A 23,161-nucleotide genomic window follows, 5' to 3' on the forward strand; every position below is an offset into this window, starting at 1 on the left:
CTGAGAGTTTTCGTCGGCAAAAGAGGCCGTTTTGGCCTCAGGGTCCTGACAATTGACGGGGCGCCGCCGAGCCAATCGGGCAAAACGGAACAACCGCCCCTGGCTAAGCCGAGCAATTCTAGACAAATCGGACATTGCGGCCCGCCGGTGCGCCGATCCCACCCGGAAAGCAGCTACTCGAGCCCCTGAAGGAAGTCCAGTAGCAGGCGCGTGGTGGTCTCGGGCTGTTCCTCGGCCACGAAATGCCCGGCCCCGGCCACTCGCACCTTGTGGTACGGCCCGGTGGAGAACTCGAGGTCCTTATCCCAGGCGCGGTCGGGGAGGAGGGGGTCGGCCTCGCCCCGGATCGCGAGCACGGGGATGTGCACGGAGTTCGCGGAGGCGCGCAGGTAGGTGCGCCCGGTGGCGCTGCGCTGCGAGTTCCACGTCCACCGCAGCTGGTTGATGGCGATCTTCGCCGCGCCGGGCAGTTGCAGGGCCTGGGTGTAGATGTCGGACTGGCTGGAGGCGCCGTTGTTGCCGGAGGCGGACCACTCGGTGAGCAGTGATCGCACCACGGACTCCTTGGCCAGGTTGCGCCCTGAAATGGGGGTGAGCACGAAGGTGAGCACGTGCCGCCACGTCCGCAACGTGACATGCATGCCCAGCCGGTGGAGGGTGCGCGGGTGCGGGGAGGAAATGGTGACGAGCCCGGCGAAGAGATCCTGCTCCATTGACACCGCGCTCCACGCCAGCGCCCCGCCGCGCCCATGCCCGACGACGACCGCCCTGCGCGCCCCGAGCGCCCGCACGATCGCCACGAGGTCGGAGGCGAGGGTGAGCCCGTCTTCGGAGTCGGGGGTCTTATCGGAGCCGCCGATCCCGCGCTGGTCAATGGCTACCACGTGGTAGCCGGCGGCGTGCAGTGGCTCGATCTGGTTGCGCCACGCCCACCAATACTGGGGAAACCCGTGGACGAGCAGCACGAGCGGCTTGTCGGGGTTGTGGGAGCCGGCGATCGCGGCGTGGAACTGGGCGCCGTTGGCGCGGATGTATTCGTGGCGCCAGGGGCCGGGGAGGGTGATGCAGGTGGTGTCGGCGGGCATTAGGAATCGCGAAGGAGTAGGTTGCGGCGGGTGACGGTGGTGCCGAAGGCCTGGCCGCGGCGTCGTGCGCCGTGCGAGACGATGCCCGTGAGCAGCAGCAGCGCGCCGAAGACGGCGATGCGGCCGGTGGCGAGGTCGTTGCCGAGGTGGTAGACGACGTTGCCGGTAAATGCGTTGTAGCCGCCGATCGCGTTCGACAGCCGCTCCACCACGTCCTGTGCGAACTTCGGGGCGCCGAGCGCGCCGGCCCCCGCGAGCAGGACGAGCGTGCCGATCACGTTCGCGCCCAACGACGACGCCCGGGCCATCCACCAAATAATTCCCGCGACGACGACGCCGCCCGCCAGCTCCAGCAACGGCATGAGCTGCGGGGAGCCGGTCATCCACGGGTTGTCGGGGACGATCGCGAGGCGAGCCCCGGCGTCGGCGATGAGGTACCAGGCCGCGGGCACAAGCAGCAGGGTGAGTAGGAGGGCGCCGGTGTGGGTGAGGCCGCGGCCCTTGGGGGCGTCGGGGATTCTGTCGGCGAGGACGGTGTCGCCCGGGTCGGCGGACCAGCGCTCGCGGCGCTCTTCGGCGTCGGCGGAGCTGGCGGCGGTCATGAACGCCGGCGCGGCGGGGGAGTCCGGGGTGGGCTGCTCGACGGCGGTGTCCGGGCTGGCCGGGGAGCTCGCGTATGGTTCGTAGGAATCGCCGAAGGTGGCCGCGCTCATGACGGAGGTGCGCGTGGGGCCGCGCGGGGCGTCGGGGGTGGAGGATGCGGGATCGTCGGAGGTTTCGGAGCTCAGCGGGCCGAAGCCGCGGGGGCTGGAATCGGAGTCGGTGCTGGCGGGCGAGTCGGCGCGGGCCGGGCCATCAGCTCGGCCCTCAGTGGAATCGGCGGCCGGGCCCTCGGCCCAGCCCTCGGCGGGCGTGGCATCCTTGGCGGGCGCCCCACCCTCAGTCGGCTCAGCGCCCTTGGCCGGCGCATCAGACGACCAGCCGTTCCCCTCGTCGCGACCAGGTGCCAGCGGGTCCGCCTCCCATGTCCCCTCGGTGCCGGCCTCGTTGTGCGCGGGGAACTCGGGCTCCACCGACCCGGTGAAGCGGTGCGGCAGGCCGTCGTTGGCGAAGCTGCCCAGTGTGGGTTCGGCCTTGCCGGGCTCGGCGGCGGGTGCGGGGGCGGGGGCGGCGGCGCGGTCGTCGAGCGGCTCGAGGATCGAATCCTCGTCGTCGAAGGGCCGGCGCGAGTTGGAGTTGTAGGGGTCGGTAGGCGTTGACACGTTGTTCTCCTTCTACTTCTTGCTCCAGCGTAACGACAAAGAGCGGCGATAAGCCAGAACTTGTCGGCGTGCCTGTGTGGAAAACGCAAAACTATCCACAGTTGCGCCGCCGGGGCGCCGCACCCGCGCCGGATTCGCAAGACTGCCGGCATGGAGAACATGCATTCAGTGGTGTACACCGGCACGGATCGGACCGTGGGCGACGAGCTGGCGCGGCTCGCGGACCTCGTGGGGATTGATTTTGCGCGCCTGCGCGCCCCCGCGGTGCTCATGTTCGACGACGCCGACGCCCCCGGCCAGGTCGAGGCCCACTTCCACGAGATGTTCGCGCCCTACTTCCCGCGCGGCCGGGTGCGCCTGGATCCGCACGAGTCCGCGGATGTGCTCGAGCTCATGGCCGCCGTGGGGTTGACGATGCGGGGGCGGGTGATCGGGGTCGTGGGCGCGCATGGTGGGGCCGGGGCGTCGACGATTGCGGCCTGGCTGGCGCGGCTGATTGCGGTGGAGGACGACTGCGCGCTTGTTGACGTGAATCCGGCGTCGGTGGGGATTGACCACCTGCTCGCGATCGACGCCGAACCCGGCAAGCGCTGGGCGGACCTGGCCGGAGACGGCGCGATCCTGGCCGGGCGCCTTAACCGGGTGCTGCCGCGCTGGCAGGATGTACGCGTGGTCTCCGCCGACGACCGGGGCGGGGTTCCCGATGCCGCAGCCGCGACCCGCGTCATCAGCGCGCTCGCGCAAACGCATGCGTGGACGGTGCTCGACCTGCCGGTCGCGGCCGGGATGGCGGGCAGTGAGTGGCACGGGCTACTCGATTGGTGCGACGTGGTGCTGCTGGTGACGAGGCCCGACGCCGTCGCCCTGGCCCACGCTCGCGCCCGCCGAGACCATATCGGGCGGCAGATGGTGGCGGTGGGCAACACGGTGGGATCAAAGATGGAGGCCGCCCACCTGGCCGGTGCAATCGGCGTGCCGGCGATGTTTTCCGTGCGGACCTTGCGCGGCACCCGCGGCGATCTCGACCACGGCGTCACCCCCGGCGACCGCAAACGCTCCGGCGCCGAACGGGACCTGCGCGCCCTGTGGGAGCACGTGCTGGAGGTGACGGCATGAACCTCGATCCGGCCCAGCTGGCGGGGATTCGGCGGCGGCTCGCGGCGGGGGAGAACCTGCGCGGGGCGCTTGCAGCGGTTCCCGGCGCGATCTTCACGGCCGACGTCGCGGCCCTGGACGCGCAGGTGCGCCGCGAACTCATCGGGGCCGGGCCCATCATCGCCCCGCTGCTGGAGGACGCGGAGGTGACGGACGTTGTCGTGAACGGGGTGGAAGTGTGGGCCGACCGCGGGCAGGGCATGGAAAAGGTGGCGGCCGAGCTGGAGGGCGAGGAGGCGACGCGGGCGTTGGCGGTGAGGCTGGCGGCGTCCTGCGGGCAACGCCTGGACGACGCGAGCCCGATCGTGGACGGCACGTTCCCCTCCGGCGTGCGATTGCACGCGGTGATTCCGCCGCTGTCGGCCGAGGGCACGCTCATTTCCCTGCGCACGCACCGCGCCCGCGTGCTCACCCTGGACGAGCTGGAGGCGGGCGGCTCGGTGGAGGCCGAGGTGGGGCGGGTGGTGCGCGCGCTGGTGGAGCGGCGGGCGAACGTGCTGATCTCGGGGGCCACGGGCGCGGGCAAGACGACGTTCCTCAACGCCATGCTGTCGCTGATCGGAGCCGAGCAGCGGATTTTGGTGATTGAGGAGTCGGCGGAATTGCGGCCCGACCACCCGCACGTCGTGCACCTGCAGGTGCGCAAAGCTAACGTGCAGGGCGCGGGCGAGGTGACGATGAGCGACCTCGTGCGCGCCGCGATGCGCATGCGCCCCGACCGGATCGTGCTCGGCGAATGCCGTGGCGCCGAGGTGCGCGACGTGCTCGGCGCGCTCAACACCGGCCACGAGGGCGGGTGGGCCACGATCCACGCCAACTCGACCGCGGACATCCCCGCTCGGCTCGTGGCGCTCGGCACGCTGGCCGGTATGAACGAGGTCACGGTCGCCGCGCAGGCCGCCTCCGCGCTCGACGCCGCCATCCACGTCCGCCGGCTTGGCGGGCGCCGCTTCGTGTCCGAAATCTCCGTGTTCGCGCGCCGAGGTGGGGAGCTGTTCGCGCCGGTCGCGATGCGGGTGGACCGGCCCGGCGGATGCGTCACGCACGACGACGGGTGGGCGGCCCTGGCCCAAAGGCTTGGGTTGGAGCCGGGGGCGGGGGTCGGGCGGTGATCTGGTTCGGCGTGCTCCTGCTGGTCACCTTCGTCACCGTGCCGCGCCGGAGCGTGGAGCGAAAGTTGCGCGGGCGGCGTCGCCCGGAAAAACAGCCCCGGCCGGTGATGGACATGGGCGCGATCGTGACGGAGGTGGCGACGCGGCTGCGGTCGGGGTCGAGCCCGGAGCGGGCGTGGGCGCAGACGCTGCAACACGCAGGGCTCGAAGTGGACGACCCCGTTCTCGGCGACGACGGCGTCCCCCTCGCGCTGCGCGGGCTCGAGCGCATGGGCTGGTGGGAGCGGCGTAAAGTGGGCGTGACCGACGTGGCGCTACACACCCTGCCCGCCACGTACGCCGTGTGCGTGATGAGTTTCCGCACGGGCGCGCCGATGGCCGACGTGTTGGAGGCGTGCGCGGCAGGGATCACCGAGTCGGGGGAGGCGAAGAACGCGCGCGAGGTGGCGCTGGCCGGCCCGCGCACGTCCGCCCGCATGCTCGCGGGGCTGCCGGCGATCGGGATTGCGTTGGGGTACGTCATGGGCGCGGACCCGCTGGGCTTCCTATTCACGACGACGCTCGGGCGCCTCGCACTCGTAACAGGGCTGAGCTTTGAGGTGGCGGGGCTGATGTGGACTGCGCGGATGGTGGCGCGGGCGCGGGTAGAGGAGGAATAGGTGCTGGGGCTAATGGTGGTTGCGGCGGTGCTCGCGGTGGTGTGGATGCCGTGGAGGGTGTCGGGAGGAGGCGCTGGCTCGAGCGGGGCTGGGGCCGCGGGCTCGGGGCTGGCGCGGGTGCGCGAGCGGGTGGCCCGCGTCGTGGGCAAGGCCGGGGTGCTCGGCAAGAGGGCGCACGAGCCGGTGGACATGGCCGTCGTGCTGGATCTGGCGGCGGCGGCGCTGGGGTCGGGGTTGTCGATCCCGGGGACGCTCAAGGCGCTCGACGCGGCGATCGGCGGGGCCGCGCGCACGCAGACCGCGAACCTGCTGCTCATGGGGGCCACCTGGGAGGAAGCCTGGGAGGACCTACACCGCGACCGACTCCGCGACGCCCTCCGCGCCGCCTGGACCGACGGAGCCGCGCCCGTGCCACTCATTCAGCGCAGTGCTCAGAGCCTGCGCCTGCAGCGCCAGCGTAATGCGAAGGAGGCCGCGGCCCGGCTGGGCGCGCGGCTAGTGATGCCGCTTGGGTTGTGCTTCCTGCCCGCGTTCATCCTGCTGGGCATCGTGCCGGTGGTGGCGGGCGCGGCGGGGCGCCTGTTCGGGCTTTAGCCGGCCGTATACCCGGCTGACCCGTCAGAAGTCGTGAGTATGCCGGCTGGCGGTGTGTATGGGGCGTTGGTGAGTCTTATTTTCACGAGTGGTGTCGGGTGTGCCGGGTAGCTGGCTTTGACGGCGCCCGGCGACGGGGCGGGGGCGAACTATCCACAGCGAAGCTCCCGGGAGGGCTATTCACTTTTGGGGATTATCGGCGTTTCCAGATTTTGCGATTGATGAGACTGGAGATGTCACACACCGTGACGGCCCCACACGGGGGCATCCAACACGAGAGAGGAAAAACAATGAAGGCAAAGAAGTTTCTGACTCCGCAGGCTGAGTCGGGCATGGTGTCGGCGGAGTACGCGGTCGGTACGGTAGCGACCACGTCCATCGCGGGGATCTTGATCTGGCTGGTCCAGCAGGACTGGTTCCGCGAGGGCATCGCGGCGATCTTCAGGCTCATTTTCAAGTACGCCTAGCCGTTCGGCGGGTGGGGCGAACCCCACCCGCCGAACCCGGTCATAGGGAAAGGAGGGAACGAGGTGAACGGAAGCGAGCGGCGGGCTGGGTCAGGGCGTGCTCCGGGAGGTGGGCCAGCTGGGCAGGCTGAGGCAACGCGTGCGGCGGGCGACATGCCAGTCGGCTGGGTGCGGGCCGAGGGCGGGATGGTCACCGCGGAATTCGCCATCGTCACGCCGGCCATGATCCTCGTGGCGCTGGCCCTCATCTCCATGCTGGTGATGGGCTGGAAGCAGGTGGAGGTGGGCAACGAGGCTAAGGAGATTGCCCGGGAGTATTCCCTTCACGGGAACACCACCCTGGCTGAGCAGGCCAAGGCAACGGGAGCGGACGTGCGGCTCGGCGTGGAAGGGGAGGTCGTGACGGTGACGGTCACCCGCCGTGGCGGCGGCCTCTACTCCTGGTTTGACCTCGACTTCAGCGGCACTCACCGGGCCGTCATCGAACCGAGGAGCCATGGCTAGGGCCCGGGCGGAGCGGGGCTCCGCAACGACTCTCGCGGCGGGCATCATCGTGGCGCTCGCGGCGTTGGCCACCCTCCTATTCCAGTTGGTCGCGGCGGCGGGCGAGCGCATGGAGGCACAGAACGTCGCCGACCTGTCGGCCATCGCGGCCGCGATCACCTACCGGGATACGAGCTCGCAGGAGGGCGCGTGCGCGCGGGCCCGCGAGCTGGTGCTCGGCTACTCAATCACCTGCGAGGTAGAAGGGAGGAACGTGCGGGTCACGGTCCGCCGCGAGTCCCGCTTCGCCTGGATCACCCGCGCCCACGAGGCTAGCGCTGTGGCGGGCCCGGCTCGCGGCCCGTAGGGCTGGGCCAGGAGGCGAGCAGGTAGCGCAGCAGGGCGGTGGCCCCGTGCTTATCGAGCGGTTCGTTGTTGTTCCCGCACTTGGGTGACTGCACGCACCGCGGACAGCCGTGGGCGCAGTCGCAGGATTCGAGGGTGTCGAGCGTGGCGCGCAGCCAATCCGCCTCGGCGTCGAACCCGCGGTCGGAGCAGCCGGCCCCGCCGGCCATTGCGTCGTGGACGATGATGGTGGGCTTGCCGGTCTGTGGGTGGGCGGCGGTGGACAGGCCGCCGATGTCCCAACGGCTGCACGTGGCGAACAGTGGGAGCAATGCGATCATCGTGTGCTCGGCGGCGTGCAAGGTGCCGGGCACGTCGGCCGTGCGGATCCTGGCCGACGTGAGCGCCTCGACGTCGATCGTCAGCCACACTCCGGTGGTCTCCAACGACCGCATGGGCATGGTCAGCGGGTGGGTGCCAAGGTACAGGCCGTCGGCCACCCGCCGCACGTCGTAGCCCACCACCCGCGACTGCACCACCACCCGCCCGCGGCACCACGTGCCGTGGGGGAGGCGCACCTCGGCGTCGGTGGAGAGGATCTCCACGGAGGTCTCCTCACGGGCGAAGGTGCGGATCTCCTCCTCGCGGTGGCGGTGGACGAGCGCGACGTCGTCGGCCAGGCTCTCCACCATGTACGCCACGCCCTGGTGGAGATAGATTGCGCCGGGGTGGACGGTGATGTCGGCGCGCGCCTGGTCCACGGTGCCAAGCAGGGCGCCCGATTCGGCGTCGATGATCGACACGGTGGTGCCACCGCCGCGGATGTCAACCATGTCGTGCGGGCTTACGTGCAAGGCCGGGTTCCAGAACCAGCCGCGCGGGCGGCGCCGAAGTAGGTCGGCGCGCTCGAGGTCTTCGAAGACCCCGGTGGAGGGCAGGGAGAAGATCATCATGTCCGCCTCCGTGAGCGGGACCTCGGTGGCCGCCGCACACAGGTGCCCGGGCAGGATCCACGGGTTGGTGGGATCGAAGACGCTCATCTCCGGGCTCGCCTCGAGGATCGCGGGGTGGCTGAGGATGTACTGGTCGAGCGGGTTGTCCCGCCCGATGAGGACCGCCAGCCCGTTCTCACCGGCACGGCCCGCCCGGCCGATCTGCTGCTGGAAGGAGGCCTGCGTTCCGGGCCACCCCGTCACGACGACGGCGTCCAGGCCCGCGATGTCAATCCCGAGCTCGAGCGCGGAGGTGGTGGCGAGCCCGCGCAGGTCGCCCGTGCGGAGCTGGCGTTCCAGTTCGCGGCGTTCCTCGGGTAGATAGCCGCCGCGGTAGGCCGCCACGGTGCCCTCGAGGTGGGAGGCCCGCTCGTGGAGGACCTCCCGCGACACCTCGGCCACCCGCTCCGTTCCCGGCCGGGAGCGCACGAAGGTGAGCACCCGGGCGCCGGCGGCCACGAGGGTGGCGGTGAGCTCGCCGGCCTCGGTGTTGGCGGAGCGGCGGCGGACGTCGATGTTGCCCTCGTCGTCAATCGCGGCGGGCTGGGCGTCCTCGACCTCGCGGCAGGCGAGGGTGAGGATGTCGCGCTGGCCAGCGGGTGAGCCGTCGTCGACCACAGCGACGACCTGCCCGAAGGCCTCCCCGAGGAAGCGCTGGGCGGACACGGCCGGCTCATAGGCGGTGGCGGAGAGGAACACGACCGTGGGATCGGCGCCGTAATGCCGTGCCACGCGCAGCAGCCGGCGTACCACCAGCGCCACGTTGGAGGCGAAGGAGCCGCGATAGGAATGGAATTCGTCAATCACGACGTAGGCCAGGCCGCGCCAGAGCCGCTGCCACATCTCCTGCCGGCCGAGCAGGCCGAAGTGGGCGAAGTCGGGGTTGGTGATGACCACGTCGGCGCTGGTACGGGCCCAGGCGCGGGTGGGGCCGTCGGCGTCGCCGTCCACGCTCGCCACGCCGATCCGCCGGTCCACGAGGGCGGCGAGCCGCGAAAGCGCCTGCTCCTGGTCGGCACCGAGCGCCTTCGTGGGCGCGAGGTAGAGCGCGGTGGGGCGGGAACGCGCCGAAGCCAGCGACGTTGTGGCGCGCCCTTCCGCGATCGCCGACAGCACGGGCACCCACGCGGCCAGCGACTTGCCTGACCCCGTGCCCGTTGCCACCACGACGTGGCGGCCGCTGTGAGCGGAGTCGGCAGCCTGGGCCTGGTGGATCCACGGCCGCTCCACCCCGATCTGGGCAAGCGCGGCGCGCACCTGCGGCGCAACCCATTCACCCCACGTGCCGTAGCGGGGCGCGCGGGGCGGGACGACGACGTGGCCGGTGAGCTGGTCGGCGCCGTAGGATCGGGCAACATCGAGGAGCATGGTGCCAGTGTGCCACCCCGCTCCGACAAATTCAGACCCGCCCGCACGACGGCCGAAGCGCGGTTTCCCGAAAGGGCGCGGCTCGCGCGGTGCGCACCTTGCGCACGCCTGCCCCGCCGCCCGGTCTCAGCCGCGCCGCGGGCTCCTCCGAAGAGGGCACCTTAGTCGATGGCGAAGAGGTCGCCGGGCTGGCAGCCGAGCGCCTCGCAGATCGCGGTGAGGGTGGTGAAGCGGACGGCGCGCGCCTTGCCGGTTTTAAGGATGGAGAGGTTGGCCATGGTCAGGCCGGTGCGTTCGGAGAGCTCGGTGAGGGTCATGCCGCGGGCGGCGAGCACGGCATCGAGCGTGCAGACGATCCGGTGATCCTTTTCAGACGACATAGTCGAGCTCCTCCTGCATCCTTGCGCCCTGGCGGAATGCTGCCCAGAACGCGAGGGCGAGGATGCCGGCGAACACGAGCGCGAGGCCGAGCGTGTCGGGCCCCGCGGCGATGGTCGCGCCGTCCCCGCTCGTGGCGAGTTGGAAGGCGCTGGAGTCCTCGGATATGCGGGTCGAGGAGGCCTCGCCCAGGACGTAGGCGATCACGCCCCCGGCTACGAGCAGCCCCGCCACCAGGCCCATCCGGCCTAGCGTGGCGCGCGCGAAGGCCTGGGCCTTGCTGATCCGGCGGATGACCCCCGTGCCGAGCACAAGCGCGGTGGCGAGCGTGAGGAGGACGACGGCGTCGTAGGCCGCGGTCCACCCAATCGTGGCGGAGGAAACCCAGCTCGTGGGCACGCTTGATTCGCCGTTCATGCAGAAGTAGGGCAGGTCGCACGCGCTGGCGGGCGCGCCGCCCAGGTGCGAGCCCACGGTCAGGGCGACGAGGGTGTCGAGCAGGCCGGCACCGAGCAGGCACGTGCCGAGCCAGATGATGGCCACGGCGCCCCAGAGGAGGATCTTCTCCCAACGGGTCATGACAACTCCTTATCGTTAATCGATGTTATTGATTAACAATAAACTCGCGTGTGGCATCGGACAAGGGTCGCGCCTCCGCCCGTGGGGGGTCCGCCCTTCTCCTCAACAAACTCAGCACGCACCGTGGTCGCGCCTCCGCCCGTGGGGGGATCCGCTTCACGACGCCCGAGGCCCGGCTCGCGCCCTGCGAGCCGCGCCCGCAGCTCCTAATCCGCCACCGGCCGCGGAAGACGATGTCCTCTTTAGTTAAAGCCCGCTCGAATACGAACTGCGCGCTGAGATGGGCATCACAGTGTGAACTGCACAACTGAACCGTCAGCAACCAGCGGGCAAGCCTAGAGGCTCTGGTAATGTATCCGTCCAGAATATTTTCGGCAACGCACCACAACCCGGTCGTGGGCGCTTGCCACTGTCATTTTGGAAGGGACGTTTTGAAGTTCGTAGGGAGAGCTTGGCGCTACTGTGTACGCAAGCCAGTAAAAACACTCATCATCTTTGCTGTTCTGGCCATCATGGCCACCGTGGTTATGTCCGCCAGTGCGGTCACCCGCTCAGCAGACCACGTGTCCAATGAAATCGAAGCAAAGACTGGCCGCGGTTTCGTCCTGGAGAACAACCCCCAACATAACCCCGGAACACCACGAGGCGCCGGCACCGTCAAAGCTGCTGACATCGACAAACTCGCGGGGCTGGACGGTGTGGAATCGTACGTGGCCCGCCAGAACGTGACCGCTGACCTCGTGGGGGCGGAAGTGCAGAAACTCGACCACGCCGACTATGACAAAAAGCGTGAAGAACAGTTCGGCAATGCCGTCAACGTGTGGGGTGTCAACAACAGCGAAATCGCCAACAACTTCCGCAGCGGCACGCTGAAACTCACCCAGGGCCGCCACCTGACACCCGACGACAAGAACAAGGCCATCATCCACGAGGATCTCGCCAAAGCCAACAACCTCAGCGTGGGCAGCAAACTTACGCTGAAGGGCAACAAGTACGACGTCGACAACGAACGCCAGTCCACAGAAGAAGTCACAACCGAAATCGTGGGCCTCGTATCCGGCGACAACCCCCGCCCGCCGGCAACGCGCAATGAGCTTTTCGCCAACACCGTCTTCACTGACCTTGATACCACGCGCGCGCTGTACGAGTTCACGCCAGAAACTGAGATCTATCAGGACGCGAACTTCTTCATCAGTAAAGACGCCGACCTCGACAAGGTCGCGCAAGCTGCCAAGCAGCAGGACGTCGACTGGCAGAACTATCAGATCTCCCCAGCAGCCCAGTACCTTTCGGGCATCACCGGCGCTGTTGACGGCATCAAGAGCATCATGCGCAGCACCACCGTTGCCGCCACCATTTTTGCTGCTGCAATCGTGGCTCTCGTCCTGTTCCTATGGCTGCGCGAACGCAACAGGGAAACCGGCACGCTGCTGTCCATCGGCGTGACCAAAACCAGCATCGCCGCACAATACTTCACCGAAATGATCATGATCGCCGTACCGGCGTTCATTGCCGCTTACTTCGCCGCCGGCCGATTCGCCCAATGGATGGGCGACACCACCCTGGCCAGTGTGAACAAGTCGGCAGCACAGGACATGGCGCAGGCCGGACAGTTCGGTGCTGACATGGAATCTTCCGCGTCAGCCCAAACACTGGAAAACCTGACAGTGGGACTGACCTCTGCTTCGGTTGTTCAAGCCGTTATCATCTGCGCGGTCGTCATCGCCGTGGTCGTTGCCATCACAGCTGTGCCCATGCTACGTAAGAGCCCCCGTGCGATCCTGGCGGACACCAAATGACCAGCCCCTGGTCACGCGCAATCCGTTGCGTTACTCGCAAACCCGGCCGCACCCTGACCATGATCCTCATCATGGCCGTGGTGTGCACCGCGCTCGTCGCCCAATCCGGTGTGCGCTCCACCATGGCCGAGGTCAAAAACGCCATCAACACCAACGTCGGTGCCGGATTTACGGCAACCGTGTCGGCAGGGGAGACCGTTGGCGAGGTGGAGTCCGGTTCGGAAGGTGACCCGGCACCTCGGGAAGGTGACCAGGTGGAGACCACCCCAGGTGAGGCACCTGTGGTGGGCTCCACCTCGGGAGATTTCACGGGTCTTGATCGTGACCTGGCCGAGCGCCTGGCAGCCCTGCCCCAGGTGGCGCGGCACAGTCTCGAAGCTGAAACCTTGGCTCGGCCCGAAGGCGCGCAGCCGGTACTGGGTACCAGTGGAATTCAGCTGGACCCGAAATTCGCCGGTGATGTCAGCGTGACCGGAACCAGTGATTCTTCGCTCAGCCCGGCTTTTCAGGGCAAGCTGTACCGGCTTGTCGAAGGGGAGCACGTGGGCTCGCAGGAAGATTCGAAGTCCAGCGCTGGAGAGCCGCGGGCCATTATCCACCGCGCGTTCGCTGATCAGAACAAACTCGGTGTGGGCGACAAGCTCACGCTTACCCGCGATGGTGCGAAGGTCACGGTCACGGTTGCCGGCATCCTCGAAGGCAAAACCGACAACCCCACGGGCCTGCCATCCGGGGCATCTGAGAACCACATTTTCGTGGATCTTTCATCTGCGCAGAAGCTGGGCGCGCCCCTGACCACGGGCCGCTATTTCACGCAGAACGCACAGCAGCTGCCGGAGACGCTCGCGGCTGCTGGGCGCATAGCGCCCGAGCTGACACTGGAGGACAATTCCGCACAGTTCGCACCCGTACTCCAGGCGATTTCCGGGGTGGACCGACTGCTGGGAATCCTGCTGTTGGGTCTGGGGGTGGCCGGTGCGTGTGTGCTGGCACTGGTGAGCACCTTCTGGGCGCGCGGCCGTACTTACGAAATCGGCGTCCTTCTGTCCTTGGGCAAAAGCAAAGCCAATGTGCTGTCGCAGTTTGCGATCGAAGCCGGCATTTTCGCCGGTGCGGCCGCAGTCATCGCCGCGGTGGTCGGCACAGCTCTTTCCACCCGGCTGGGACAGGCCGTCTTCGCGCAGGTAGGCGGGGAGGCGCTGTCGTCGATTCAGCTAAGCACCGGAGCCGGTGATGTTGTCCTAGCGTTGGTGCTGGGCGCCGTCATCGTGCTCTTCGGAGTGTCCGTGGGAGTCCTGCCGCTCGTCATGCAGCGCCCCAAACGAATTCTTGCAAAACTCAGTTAGGAAACATCATGGCCATCATGCAGCTTGATCACGTCAACTTCAGCTATGCCAGCCGCGCCAAGCGGGTGCTCAGCAACGTCAGCTACGACTTCGAAGAAGGAACGTTCTACGCAATCGTGGGCTCGTCCGGTGCGGGCAAAACAACCATGTTGAACCTGCTGGCTGGGCTGGATACACCCACTCAGGGGACTGTCCGGTTTGGCGGCGACGACATTGCCGAAACCGGGTACACCCGTCACCGCAAGGACCAGATTGCGCTGGTGTTCCAGAACTACAACCTCATCGACTATCTGACACCCTTGGAGAACCTGCGCCTGGTCAACCGCAAAGCCAGCATTGACGACCTCACGCGGTTGGGCATCGACGCGGCCGCTGCAAAGCGCAACGTGCTGGCCCTGTCCGGTGGTCAGCAGCAGCGAGTGGCGATCGGACGGGCCCTGGTTTCCTCAGCTCCTGTCATCCTGGCTGATGAGCCCACCGGCAACCTCGATGAGGAAACCGCCGAAGGCGTCATCGAGATTCTGCGGGACGCAGCCCACCAGCAGGGCAAATGCGTCATCGTGGTCACGCACTCGAAGCAGCTGGCACGAGCAGCCGACATCACCCTCCGCCTCGAACAGCGTAAACTCGTCGAGCACAAAAAGGCCTAGACGGGCGAGGTGGGGTTACTTCTTTCCGAATGATCTGCCGAAGAACGAAGTCTTCTTCGGCAGATCGTCGGTCCAGGCGTTTGCTGCCTGGGCGCTGGTCGGCCCAGTTCTGACACCGTCAGGGGCGGGGTGGGTGTAGGCAAAGTGCCGTGCGCGCACGGTGAACGCATCGTCGTCCCGGCCTACGGCCCCAACGGGACGCTGAAGTTCTTGAATGACCAGGTCCCCACCCACCTCGGCCAATGATTCGTCCTGACCATCCTCCACGAACGCAAAACGAGACTTGTCAACAATAGGTTCGCCCCCGTCCAATTCCGCATCGCCGGACATCAGGTGTCGAACCAAGGTGCCATCAACAAACACCCGGTAACCCGCCGTTCGTTATCACGCCGGCCGCCGCGCGGGAGGGCGTGGGCAAGCTTGACTATCGGGACGCTGGGCTGGGCGTTGACCTCGTCATGCGCGAGCTGTTGCCCGTCACGTCCTACATCGAGATGTGGCTGCTTGACGGCGCGCTCACCCACGCCACCCTGACTCTGCCCTCTCGTACCGCGCGTGGCTGGCGGACTTCGGCGCGCGCAAGGTGACCCACATCGGCATGGGATATCTGGCCGTGGGCTGGGCGACGGCGTCGTGATCGCGCAAGAGCTACACGGAATGGCCCTGCCGAACCTGCACAAGTACATGGAGCGGATCTGGGCCGGGCTGCGGCAGGAGGACTTGGCGAGGTTGGCGCCAGTGGCGCACGGGGAGCTGACCACGGCGCAGATCGTGTCCGCGCTGGCGGAAATATTGTCGGAGGCGCCGGATACGCTGGTGGAAAAGTTGATATCGAAAGTTGTTCAGCTCAAACAGTTGGGTATGCTGACTTTCGTCGAGCCGGTGGCGCTTTAGCCGGCGTTTACGTTCAATCTCGCCGCGGGGCGAATAGAAAGAGGAATCAATGACGAAGCTTGTCATCGTCGAGTCTCCTGCCAAGGCGCGCACGATCGGGAACTATGTGGGTTCCGATTTCGTGGTCGAGGCGTCCATTGGGCATATTCGTGACCTCCCGCGCCCATCGGAGCTGCCAGCCGAGATGAAGAAAGGCAGTTTCGGCAAGTTTGCCGTGGACGTGGAGCACGATTTTGAGCCCTATTACGTGGTGAATGCGGACAAGAAAAAGAAGGTCGCCGAGCTGAAGAAAGCGCTCAAGGATGCCGACACGCTCTACCTCGCAACCGATGAGGACCGCGAGGGTGAGGCGATCGCGTGGCACCTGCTCGAGGTGCTGAAGCCGAAGGTGCCGGTCAAGCGCATGGTCTTCCACGAGATCACGAAGGAAGCGATCACCCGCGCGCTGGATAACACCCGTGATATCGACACACAGCTGGTGGATGCCCAGGAAACGCGCCGCATCCTTGACCGGCTGGTGGGGTATGAGGTCTCGCCGTTGCTGTGGCGCAAGGTGGCGCCGGGGTTGTCAGCGGGGCGCGTGCAGTCGGTGACCACCCGCCTGGTGGTGGAGCGCGAGCGGGAGCGTATGAAGTTCGTGCCGGCCTCGTACTGGGACGTGACGGTCAGCCATGACAAAGGAGGCCAGCCGTTCGAGTCGAAGCTGTATGCGGTGGACGGCGTGCGGATCGCGTCGGGCAAGGATTTTGGCGACGACGGTTGGCTGACCGCCAAGTCGGAAAAGGCGGGCGTGGCCACGCTGTCGGCCGAGCAGGCGGAGCAGGTGGCGAAGGCGATCGAGGCGGCGTCGGCGTACGTGGCCTCGGTGGAGACGAAGCCGTACCGCAGGCGGCCGGCGGCGCCATTTACCACTTCCACTCTGCAACAGGAGGCCTCGCGCAAGTTGCACCTTTCGGCGCGTGACACGATGCGGGTGGCCCAGGCGCTGTACGAAAACGGCTTTATCACCTACATGCGAACGGATTCGACCAACCTGTCCACCGAGGCGATCTCGGCGGCGCGGCGCCAGGTGCAGGAACTGTACGGCGCGGACTACCTGCCGGAAAAGCCGCGGCTTTATACGTCGAAGGCGAAAGGCGCCCAGGAGGCGCATGAGGCGATCCGACCGGCGGGCGATTCGTTCCGCACGCCCCAGCAGGTGGCGAACGAGCTGCGCGGGCGGGAGTTTCAGCTGTACGAGCTGATCTGGAAGCGCACGGTCGCCTCCCAGATGGCGGATGCCACGGGCTCCACCGCGTCGGTGCGGTTGGTGGTGGACGTGCAGGCCGGGGGCGTGCAGGAAGCCACGCTGGCGGCGTCGGGAACGATCATCACCTTCCGCGGATTCCTCGCGGCGTACGAGGAGGGCCGGGACAAGAAGCGCTATGAGGACAAGGAGTCGGAGGCGCGGCTGCCGGACCTGGCCGAGGGCGAAGAGGTGGCGAATCTGCAGGCCACGGCCGAGGGCCATGAGACCACCCCACCCCCGCGCTACACGGAGGCCTCGCTGGTGCGAACGCTGGAGGAACGCGGAATCGGGCGCCCGTCCACGTACGCTTCCACGATCTCCACAGTGATCGACCGCGGGTACGTGGACAAGAAGGGCAGCGCGTTGGTGCCCACGTGGACGGCGTTCTCGGTGGTGCGCCTGCTGGAGGACAACCTGCCTGAGCTCATTGATTACGACTTCACGGCGGAGATGGAATCCGACCTGGACGACATCGCCGCAGGCCACAAGAGCCGCGTGGACTACCTAGGCGGCTTCTACTTTGGTACGGGCGGCGCGGGCGAGGGCGCGGCTGGTGGTGGCGCTGGCGGCGGTCTGCACGGGCAGGTGGACGGGCTAGGCGATATTGACGCCCGGGCGGTCAACACGATCGACTTGTCGGAGCAGGTGGCGGTGCGCGTGGGGCGCTACGGGCCCTACCTGGAGGAGACCGTGGACGGCGCGGTGACGCGGCGGGCCAACATCCCGCCGGAGGTCACGCCGGATGAGCTGACGATCGAGAAGGCCAAGGAGCTGCTGGACTCCGCGATGCAGGAGGACCGGGAGCTGGGCAAGGATCCGGACACCGGCTACTCGATCGTGGTCAAGGACGGGCGCTTTGGGCCCTACGTGTCGGAGGTGTTGCCGGAGGACGCGGTGGCCTACACGCCCACGGGCAAGGTATCGAAGGTCAAGCCCAAGCCGAAGACAGCCTCGCTGTTCGCCTCGATGAGCCCGGACACGGTGACGATTGACGACGCGCTGCGTCTGCTGTCCTTGCCGCGTGAGGTGGGCGAGTCGAACGGGGAGATGATCGTGGCCACGAACGGGCGGTACGGCCCGTACATGAAGCGCGGGTCGGACTCGCGGTCGTTGGAGAGCGAGGACCAGATCTTCTCCATCACGCTGGAGGAGGCGGAGGAGATCTTCTCCAAGCCGAAGGTGCGCGGGCAGCGCCAGGCGCGCCCGCCGCTGGCAGAGCTGGGGACTGACCCGGTGTCGGGCGGAAAGATCCTGCTCAGGGACGGGCGCTTCGGCCCGTATGTGACCGACGGGGAGACCAACGCCTCCCTGCCGCGTTCGGAGGATATCAACCAGATCACCCCGGAGCGCGCCCAGGAGCTGCTGGTTCAGCGCCGGCTGAAGATTGCCGAGCAGGGCGGGCCGAAGGCGCGCAATAAGACGCGGCGGACGGTGAGCAAGTCAGGGGCTAAGAAGGCACCGGCGAAGAAGACGGCAGCGAAGAAGAAGTAGGCGGCTGGCGGCCGCGCTGGGCGCGGCTCATGATGGCGGCGGGAAGTAGTCGACGGGAAGTAGGAAGCGATGGGCCTGTTCATTTCCTTCGAGGGCGGGGACGGCAGCGGTAAGTCCACGCAGGTACGCGTGCTCGCAGCCTGGCTGGAGGAGACGGGGCGCGACGTCGTCGTCACGCGCGAGCCCGGCGGCACGAAGATGGGCAACGCGATCCGTGAGTTGCTGTTGCACGGGGAGGACATGGGCCCGCGAGCGGAGGCGCTGCTGTATGCGGCGGACCGCTCGCATCACGTGCAGTCGAAGGTGCGCCCGGCGCTGGAGCGCGGGGCGGTGGTGGTGACCGACCGCTACTTGGATTCGTCGGTGGCCTACCAGGGCGCGGCGCGGGAGCTGGGCACTGAGGAGGTGCGTGAGCTGTCGCTGTGGGCTGTGGGCGGGTTGCTGCCCGATGTGACGTTCCTGCTCGACCTGCCCGCTGAGGACGCCGCGCGGCGCGCCGCGGCGCGCGCTGGAGGAACGGCGGGTGAGGGCTCGGGTGCCGGCGAGTCCCCCGGACTGGACCGGCTCGAGCGCGCGGGCCAGGAGTTTCACGACGCCGTCCGCGCCCAGTACCGCCTGCTCGCCGCCCGCGAGCCGCAGAGGTTTTACACGTTAGACGCCCGTCGGCCGGTGGAAGATTTGGCGGAGGAGATTCGCGAGGTCGTGGTGGGGATGTTCGAGGAACGCCGGCAGAGGCCGGGAGCCACGGCGGACGGCGCTGGGGGCATGCGCGGCGACGAGGGCGCGGACGGCGTCGTTGGCGGGCCGGGAGGCGAGCGCGCGTGAGCGTCTTTGATGAGCTGGTCGGACAGCAGGAGGCGGTGGCGGACCTGACGCGCGCCGTTAAGGCGGCGCGGAAGATCGCGGGTGCGGGATTTGGCTCGGCGCGGGGGAACTCGGCGATGAGCCACGCCTGGCTGATGACGGGCCCGCCGGGGTCGGGCCGCTCACTCGCGGCTCGCGCGTTCGCGGCCGCCCTCCAGTGCACGGGCCCTACCCCGGGGTGCGGGGAGTGCTCCCAGTGCAAGGCCGTGATGGCGGGCCAGCACCCGGATGTGAGCTCGTTGTCGACTGACCTGGTGACAATCAAGGCCGACGAGGTGCGCGCCTACGTGGCTAGCTCTTATCAGGCGCCGGGGAGTGGATCATGGAAGGTGTTCATCATTGAGGACGCGGACCGGATGGTCGAGCGCACCACGAACGTCCTGCTCAAGGCGATTGAGGAGCCCGGCCCGCGCACGGTCTGGCTGTTGTGTACGGCGGCGGTGGCCGACGTTCTGCCCACGATCCGCTCCCGGTGTCGGAACGTCAACCTGGTGACGCCGGCGGTGGACGAGGTGGCGCGCCTGCTCGTGGAGCGCGAGGGCGTTGAGCCGGAGGCGGCGCTCGTGGCGGCGCAGGCCGCGCAGTCGCACATTGGGGTTGCGAAGGCGCTGGCCACGGACCCGGAGGCCGCGGGGCTGCGAAAGAAGACCCTAGACGCGCTGGCGTCGATCCACGGGGTGGGGGATGCGGCCGTGGCCGCGTGGATGCTGGTGGACCCGGAACTCATGGGTGTCAGCAACACGAAGCGGGACAAGGAGTCCGAGGAGCGTGAGGAGGCTGAGCGTCTCGCCGCACTGGGCCTGGAGGCCGGAGCGCGGGTGCCGGCGGCGGTGCGGAGCCAGGTGAAGGCGACCAGCGTCGATTCTAAGCGCCGCGCCACGCGCACGCTCCACGACATGATTGACCGCGAGCTGACCTACATGATCTCCTTCTACCGTGACGTGGTGGCCGTGCAGCTGGGCGCCCAGGTGTCGCTCATTAACGGCGACTATGCGCAGGCGATCCAGAAGGTCTCGGCGGGGATCGGCCCGTCCGAGGCGCTGTACCGCATAGACACGCTGAGCGAGGCCCGCGAGCGCCTGCGCTCCAACGTGGCCCCGCAGCTGCTCATGGAGGCGGCGCTGTCGGCGATGCGGCAGTAGGCGCGGGCGAGCGGCGTGGGGCGGGCCGGGCGTCGTCGTCGAGAAGTTTTCCACAACGGGGCTTGCGGGGCCGCAACCCCCGAATGCGCCCGTTGGCGAAGACTGCGGTGCGAGCCATGCGATAGATTGGCTGTGTGAAGAAGCTTCAGATGATGTCCTTGTGTGCCGCGGCGAGCCTGCTCGTGGCGTGCTCGTCCGGTGGTCAGAATGCTGGCCCGTCAACGTCGCCTGCGCCGGAGCCCACGAACGTTGCGGGTGCGGTGGCGATCCAGGCGGAGATGCCGGCGGCGCCGGCCGGCCTGGAGGAGTTCTACGACCAGGAAGTGGAGTGGAGCGCCTGCGGTAGCGGGTTTGAGTGCGCCGAGGCGACCGTGCCGCTCGACTACGACAACCCGGGCGGGAAGACCATCACGATCTCGATGAAGAAGATGCTGGCCACGGGTGATCCGATCGGCACGCTGTTCGTCAACCCGGGTGGGCCGGGCGGGTCGGCTCTGGACATGGTCGACCAGGCGAATCTCTATTTCTCGGACCAAATCCTGGCCAACTTCGACATCGTGGGTGCGGACCCGCGTGGGGTGGGGGAGTCGACGCCGGTTGACTGCCTCGACGACGCCGACCTGGCCGCCTACCTCGACACCTCCTACCCGGACACCCCCGAGGGCAAGGCGCAGGCCAAGGTGGACACGGAGAAGCTCGTGGCCGGGTGTAAGGATAAGTCGGGGGACTTGTTGGAGTTCGTGGGCACGCGCTCTGCCGCGAAAGACTTGGACGTGTTGCGCCAGGTGGTGGGCGATCCGAAGCTGTACTACGTGGGTTTCTCGTATGGCACCAGCCTGGGCGGCATGTATGCGGAGCTGTTCCCGGGCAACGTGGGGCGCATGATCCTCGACGGCGCGGTGGACGATTCGATCTCCAGCTTCGACCAGGCGAAGGCCCAGGTGGTGGGCTTCACCGAGGCGTTTGACGCCTACCTGCAGCACTGTGTGGAGGGCGGCAAGTGTGCGCTAGGTGCCACGGTGGATGAGGGCTGGGCGAAGCTGGCCGAGCTGACCGACCAGATCAAGGAAAAGCCCGTGTCCGCCGGCTCGGGCCGGGTGCTAGGCGAGACGGGCTTTTTCTACGGCATCATCACCCCGCTCTACGACGACTCGCTGTGGTTCGCGCTCGACGCGGGTTTTGACAGCCTCATTCACGACGACGACGGCTCGATCTTCGCCCTCCTGTTCGACCAGTACATGGGCCGCGAGGGCGATAAGTTCGTCAACAACATGTTCGAGGCGAACTTCGCGATCAGTTGCGCTGACACGCACGTGGAGGGCACGGAGGCCGACTGGGACAGGATGTCGGATGAGCTGAAGGAGATCTCCCCGGTGTTCGGCGCCGCGATGGGCTATTCCGAGTACGCCTGCCAGATCATGCCGGGCGGCGAGGACGGGTCGCTGGGGCCGTTCGTGGCGGCGGGGTCGGACCCGATCGTGGTAGTTGGAACGACGGGCGACCCGGCCACCCCGTACGAGTGGGGCAAGGCGTTCGCCGACAACCTGGAAAATTCACGGTTCGTGACCTGGGAAGGCGAGGGGCACACGGCTTACAGCCGTGCGGGCGAGTGCATCTCCCAGCCGCTCGATCAGTATCTGCTCACGGGCGAGGCCCCCGAGGACGGGCTGACCTGCCCGGCCGAATAGGCGGCATAGATCACGTCCGGCTATTTGGTAAACGGGGGAGCAGTTCGATAAATTGAACTGCAGGCCGCCTTAGCTCAGTCGGCAGAGCGTCTCACTCGTAATGAGAAGGTCGAGAGTTCGATTCTCTCAGGCGGCTCGGCTAGCCCGGCAACCATTCGTGGTTGCCGGGCTTTTGTTTGTCCGGCTCTACGTACCGGGGCAAGATCGGGTGAGGAGCTCAGCGATGAGGACTCCCTCCTGGCCGATGAGGTCGGCGACGAGGGCGATCGTGATGGCCGGGTAGCCGTGGCGGATCAGTTCCAGGTTCATGAGGGTGCAGCCGGGGCGCCCTGCCTGGCGTTGTGCCCGGGCCGGACGGCGTCGGGAAAATTTGTCGGAGGGAGATTGTAGAGTGGTGGCATGTACGTCGCACAGCAACATGCCATGGATCGCGCCGCCGCCCTCGGGTTTGCCGGGAGCATCGGCGTGGGGCAGCTCGTGTCCGTTGGGGCCGGGGGCCTCAACGCCACGTATCTGCCGTTCAATATTGTGGAGTGCGGGGGCAAGGTGGTGGCCCAGTTCCACCTGAACCGGGTCAACCCGCAGTGGCGGGACGCGGGGGAGGCGATGCTGATCGTCCAGGGGCCGAGCGCACACGTGTCGGGCCTGGACCTCCCGGCCGAGCGCCCCGGCGCTAAGCTGCCCACCGTGCCCACGCTCAACTACGTCACGGTCCACCTCAGGGGCTCGCTCTCGATTCACGACGACACGGCGTGGAAGCAAGCTCATCTCACCGCGCTGGTGGAGCACTTCGAGCGTGAATGGCGGGTGGGGCAGCACACGTCCTATGAACTCGTGCACGCGGCGTTCGCGGCGATGGTGGGCGTGGAGCTGGAGGTCGCCGAGGTGATCGGGAAGGCGAAGTTGAGCCAGAACCTGTCGGCGGAGGGGATCGCGGAAACGGCGCGGCACCTACGGGAGCGCGACGAGTCGGCGTGCCCGGTGGCGGACCTCATGGAGGAAATCGCCATCCCCTGGGCGAAGGAGCGGGAAGGCCGGGTGGAAGGCGCGCGCAAGCTGCCGATCGCGTGGGATAAGAAGGAGGATCCGCGGCGGTACGTGGTTGACTACGGCTGGCTGTGGGAAGAACCCCCGCATAATGACGGCACGCCGGCCGTGCTGCGACTGGTGTTGACCGACGGGGCGGAGACGAACGCGAGGGCTGCTGCCGAGGAGTGGCTCGCCGGGCTTCCCCAGGATGGCGGGATGCCGGGCCGTGGAGGATGGGCCGTGAAGGGCGGCGTCGTCGAATGCGAGCACGCGGGAGCCGTCGGGCTGGATCTGGTCTCCGCCGGGGAAGACGTGGCGGACGGGATCTCGGCCGCAGCCGAGGACGCGTTCGCGAATCTCATCGCCAGTACCGACCTGGGCGTGCGATGGGAACAGCTCCCACGCGAGGAGTCCCACAAATAGGGGCCCGCAAAACGATAGAATGAAAGGGATGCGCGAAAACGCGTAACCTCTCCAAGAGAAGGAACAAT

Annotated in this window: 24 protein-coding genes and 1 tRNA gene; 18 read left to right on the top strand and 7 right to left on the bottom strand. The window is 67.6% G+C overall.

What is annotated here, in order from left to right:
* Positions 1-173: 173 nt before the first annotated feature.
* Together AQZ59_RS03065 and AQZ59_RS03070 are read right to left on the bottom strand one after the other, a co-directional pair.
* Positions 174-1,085 (bottom strand): alpha/beta fold hydrolase, encoded by a 912-nt coding sequence (locus tag AQZ59_RS03065; RefSeq protein WP_062613031.1) that lies wholly within the window; start codon positions 1,083-1,085, stop codon positions 174-176.
* Positions 1,085-2,347 (bottom strand): hypothetical protein, encoded by a 1,263-nt coding sequence (locus tag AQZ59_RS03070; protein WP_062613033.1) that lies wholly within the window; start codon positions 2,345-2,347, stop codon positions 1,085-1,087. Before AQZ59_RS03070 ends, AQZ59_RS03065 begins: the two co-directional genes overlap by 1 nt.
* Positions 2,348-2,497: 150 nt before the next feature.
* On the opposite strand from AQZ59_RS03070, the gene AQZ59_RS03075 reads away from it, so the two are divergent.
* From AQZ59_RS03075 to AQZ59_RS03100, 7 genes are all read left to right on the top strand, one after another.
* A complete protein-coding gene (locus AQZ59_RS03075; protein ID WP_062613035.1) occupies positions 2,498-3,463 on the top strand; it encodes a cellulose synthase operon protein YhjQ/BcsQ in 966 nt (321 codons plus the stop codon).
* The gene (locus AQZ59_RS03080; RefSeq protein ID WP_062613037.1) at positions 3,460-4,614 is read left to right on the top strand and encodes a TadA family conjugal transfer-associated ATPase; all 1,155 of its coding nucleotides are present in this window, start codon (positions 3,460-3,462) and stop codon (positions 4,612-4,614) included. The genes AQZ59_RS03075 and AQZ59_RS03080 overlap by 4 nt, the downstream gene beginning before the upstream one ends.
* A complete protein-coding gene (locus AQZ59_RS03085) occupies positions 4,611-5,273 on the top strand; it encodes a type II secretion system F family protein (protein WP_062613039.1) in 663 nt (220 codons plus the stop codon). The genes AQZ59_RS03080 and AQZ59_RS03085 overlap by 4 nt, the downstream gene beginning before the upstream one ends.
* Positions 5,274-5,867, top strand: coding sequence for a type II secretion system F family protein (locus AQZ59_RS03090; RefSeq protein WP_062613041.1), 594 nt, complete (start codon positions 5,274-5,276; stop codon positions 5,865-5,867).
* A gap of 290 nt (positions 5,868-6,157) precedes the next feature.
* Entirely contained in the window at positions 6,158-6,334 is a 177-nt protein-coding gene (locus AQZ59_RS08970; RefSeq protein WP_068539055.1) for a DUF4244 domain-containing protein, read from the top strand.
* 153 nt (positions 6,335-6,487) lie between these two features.
* Entirely contained in the window at positions 6,488-6,838 is a 351-nt protein-coding gene (locus AQZ59_RS03095; protein ID WP_062613043.1) for a TadE family protein, read from the top strand.
* Complete coding sequence (locus AQZ59_RS03100; RefSeq protein ID WP_062613045.1) at positions 6,831-7,184, top strand: Rv3654c family TadE-like protein; 354 nt, start codon at positions 6,831-6,833, stop codon at positions 7,182-7,184. The genes AQZ59_RS03095 and AQZ59_RS03100 overlap by 8 nt, the downstream gene beginning before the upstream one ends.
* Here the strand turns inward: AQZ59_RS03100 and AQZ59_RS03105 are convergent.
* From AQZ59_RS03105 to AQZ59_RS03115, 3 genes are all read right to left on the bottom strand, one after another.
* On the bottom strand, positions 7,150-9,522 hold the full coding sequence (locus AQZ59_RS03105; RefSeq protein ID WP_062613047.1) for a DEAD/DEAH box helicase: 2,373 nt from the start codon (positions 9,520-9,522) through the stop codon (positions 7,150-7,152). The genes AQZ59_RS03100 and AQZ59_RS03105 overlap by 35 nt on opposite strands.
* A 161-nt stretch (positions 9,523-9,683) precedes the next feature.
* Positions 9,684-9,902 (bottom strand): helix-turn-helix domain-containing protein, encoded by a 219-nt coding sequence (locus AQZ59_RS03110; RefSeq protein WP_062613048.1) that lies wholly within the window; start codon positions 9,900-9,902, stop codon positions 9,684-9,686.
* Entirely contained in the window at positions 9,892-10,479 is a 588-nt protein-coding gene (locus AQZ59_RS03115; protein ID WP_062613050.1) for a DUF2975 domain-containing protein, read from the bottom strand. Before AQZ59_RS03115 ends, AQZ59_RS03110 begins: the two co-directional genes overlap by 11 nt.
* Before the next feature lie 512 nt (positions 10,480-10,991).
* Between AQZ59_RS03115 and AQZ59_RS03120 the strand changes: the two genes are divergently transcribed.
* The 3 genes from AQZ59_RS03120 to AQZ59_RS03130 are packed head-to-tail and all read left to right on the top strand — an operon-like array spanning position 10,992 to position 14,274.
* The gene (locus AQZ59_RS03120; RefSeq protein WP_236698647.1) at positions 10,992-12,278 is read left to right on the top strand and encodes an ABC transporter permease; all 1,287 of its coding nucleotides are present in this window, start codon (positions 10,992-10,994) and stop codon (positions 12,276-12,278) included.
* A 59-nt stretch (positions 12,279-12,337) separates the two neighbouring features.
* A complete protein-coding gene (locus AQZ59_RS03125) occupies positions 12,338-13,624 on the top strand; it encodes an FtsX-like permease family protein (RefSeq protein ID WP_201783142.1) in 1,287 nt (428 codons plus the stop codon).
* Positions 13,625-13,632: 8 nt separating this feature from the next.
* The gene (locus AQZ59_RS03130) at positions 13,633-14,274 is read left to right on the top strand and encodes an ABC transporter ATP-binding protein (RefSeq protein ID WP_062613056.1); all 642 of its coding nucleotides are present in this window, start codon (positions 13,633-13,635) and stop codon (positions 14,272-14,274) included.
* A gap of 15 nt (positions 14,275-14,289) precedes the next feature.
* Here the strand turns inward: AQZ59_RS03130 and AQZ59_RS03135 are convergent, their stop codons facing one another.
* Positions 14,290-14,637, bottom strand: coding sequence for a hypothetical protein (locus AQZ59_RS03135; protein WP_062613058.1), 348 nt, complete (start codon positions 14,635-14,637; stop codon positions 14,290-14,292).
* A 47-nt stretch (positions 14,638-14,684) separates the two neighbouring features.
* Here AQZ59_RS03135 and AQZ59_RS09545 point away from each other — a divergent pair, with 47 nt between their 5' ends.
* The 7 genes from AQZ59_RS09545 to AQZ59_RS03165 all read left to right on the top strand — a co-directional run bounded on the left by AQZ59_RS09545 (position 14,685) and on the right by AQZ59_RS03165 (position 21,777).
* Positions 14,685-14,861: a hypothetical protein gene (locus AQZ59_RS09545; protein WP_160326862.1), complete on the top strand. Its 177-nt coding sequence runs from the start codon at positions 14,685-14,687 to the stop codon at positions 14,859-14,861.
* Between the two features lie 46 nt (positions 14,862-14,907).
* A complete protein-coding gene (locus AQZ59_RS03140; protein WP_062613060.1) occupies positions 14,908-15,168 on the top strand; it encodes a hypothetical protein in 261 nt (86 codons plus the stop codon).
* 49 nt (positions 15,169-15,217) lie between these two features.
* Positions 15,218-17,947 (top strand): type I DNA topoisomerase, encoded by a 2,730-nt coding sequence (gene topA / locus AQZ59_RS03145; protein ID WP_062613063.1) that lies wholly within the window; start codon positions 15,218-15,220, stop codon positions 17,945-17,947.
* Between the two features lie 69 nt (positions 17,948-18,016).
* Positions 18,017-18,772, top strand: coding sequence for a dTMP kinase (tmk, locus tag AQZ59_RS03150; protein ID WP_070808041.1), 756 nt, complete (start codon positions 18,017-18,019; stop codon positions 18,770-18,772).
* On the top strand, positions 18,769-19,953 hold the full coding sequence (locus tag AQZ59_RS03155) for a DNA polymerase III subunit delta' (RefSeq protein ID WP_062613066.1): 1,185 nt from the start codon (positions 18,769-18,771) through the stop codon (positions 19,951-19,953). Before tmk ends, AQZ59_RS03155 begins: the two co-directional genes overlap by 4 nt.
* Positions 19,954-20,087: 134 nt before the next feature.
* Complete coding sequence (locus AQZ59_RS03160) at positions 20,088-21,641, top strand: alpha/beta hydrolase (RefSeq protein WP_148132186.1); 1,554 nt, start codon at positions 20,088-20,090, stop codon at positions 21,639-21,641.
* A 63-nt stretch (positions 21,642-21,704) separates the two neighbouring features.
* Positions 21,705-21,777: transfer RNA gene (locus AQZ59_RS03165), tRNA-Thr, on the top strand.
* Positions 21,778-21,827: 50 nt separating this feature from the next.
* On the opposite strand, the gene AQZ59_RS09790 is transcribed toward AQZ59_RS03165, so the two are convergent.
* The gene (locus AQZ59_RS09790) at positions 21,828-21,950 is read right to left on the bottom strand and encodes a hypothetical protein (protein WP_256359245.1); all 123 of its coding nucleotides are present in this window, start codon (positions 21,948-21,950) and stop codon (positions 21,828-21,830) included.
* Positions 21,951-22,040: 90 nt separating this feature from the next.
* Here AQZ59_RS09790 and AQZ59_RS03170 point away from each other — a divergent pair, with 90 nt between their 5' ends.
* Positions 22,041-23,093, top strand: a complete 1,053-nt coding sequence (locus AQZ59_RS03170) for an FMN-binding negative transcriptional regulator (protein ID WP_062613071.1) — start codon at positions 22,041-22,043, stop codon at positions 23,091-23,093.
* The last annotated feature ends 68 nt before the right edge of the window (positions 23,094-23,161 follow it).

This window comes from Trueperella bernardiae, from assembly GCF_001469025.1.
Taxonomy (GTDB): Bacteria; Actinomycetota; Actinomycetes; order Actinomycetales; family Actinomycetaceae; genus Trueperella; species Trueperella bernardiae.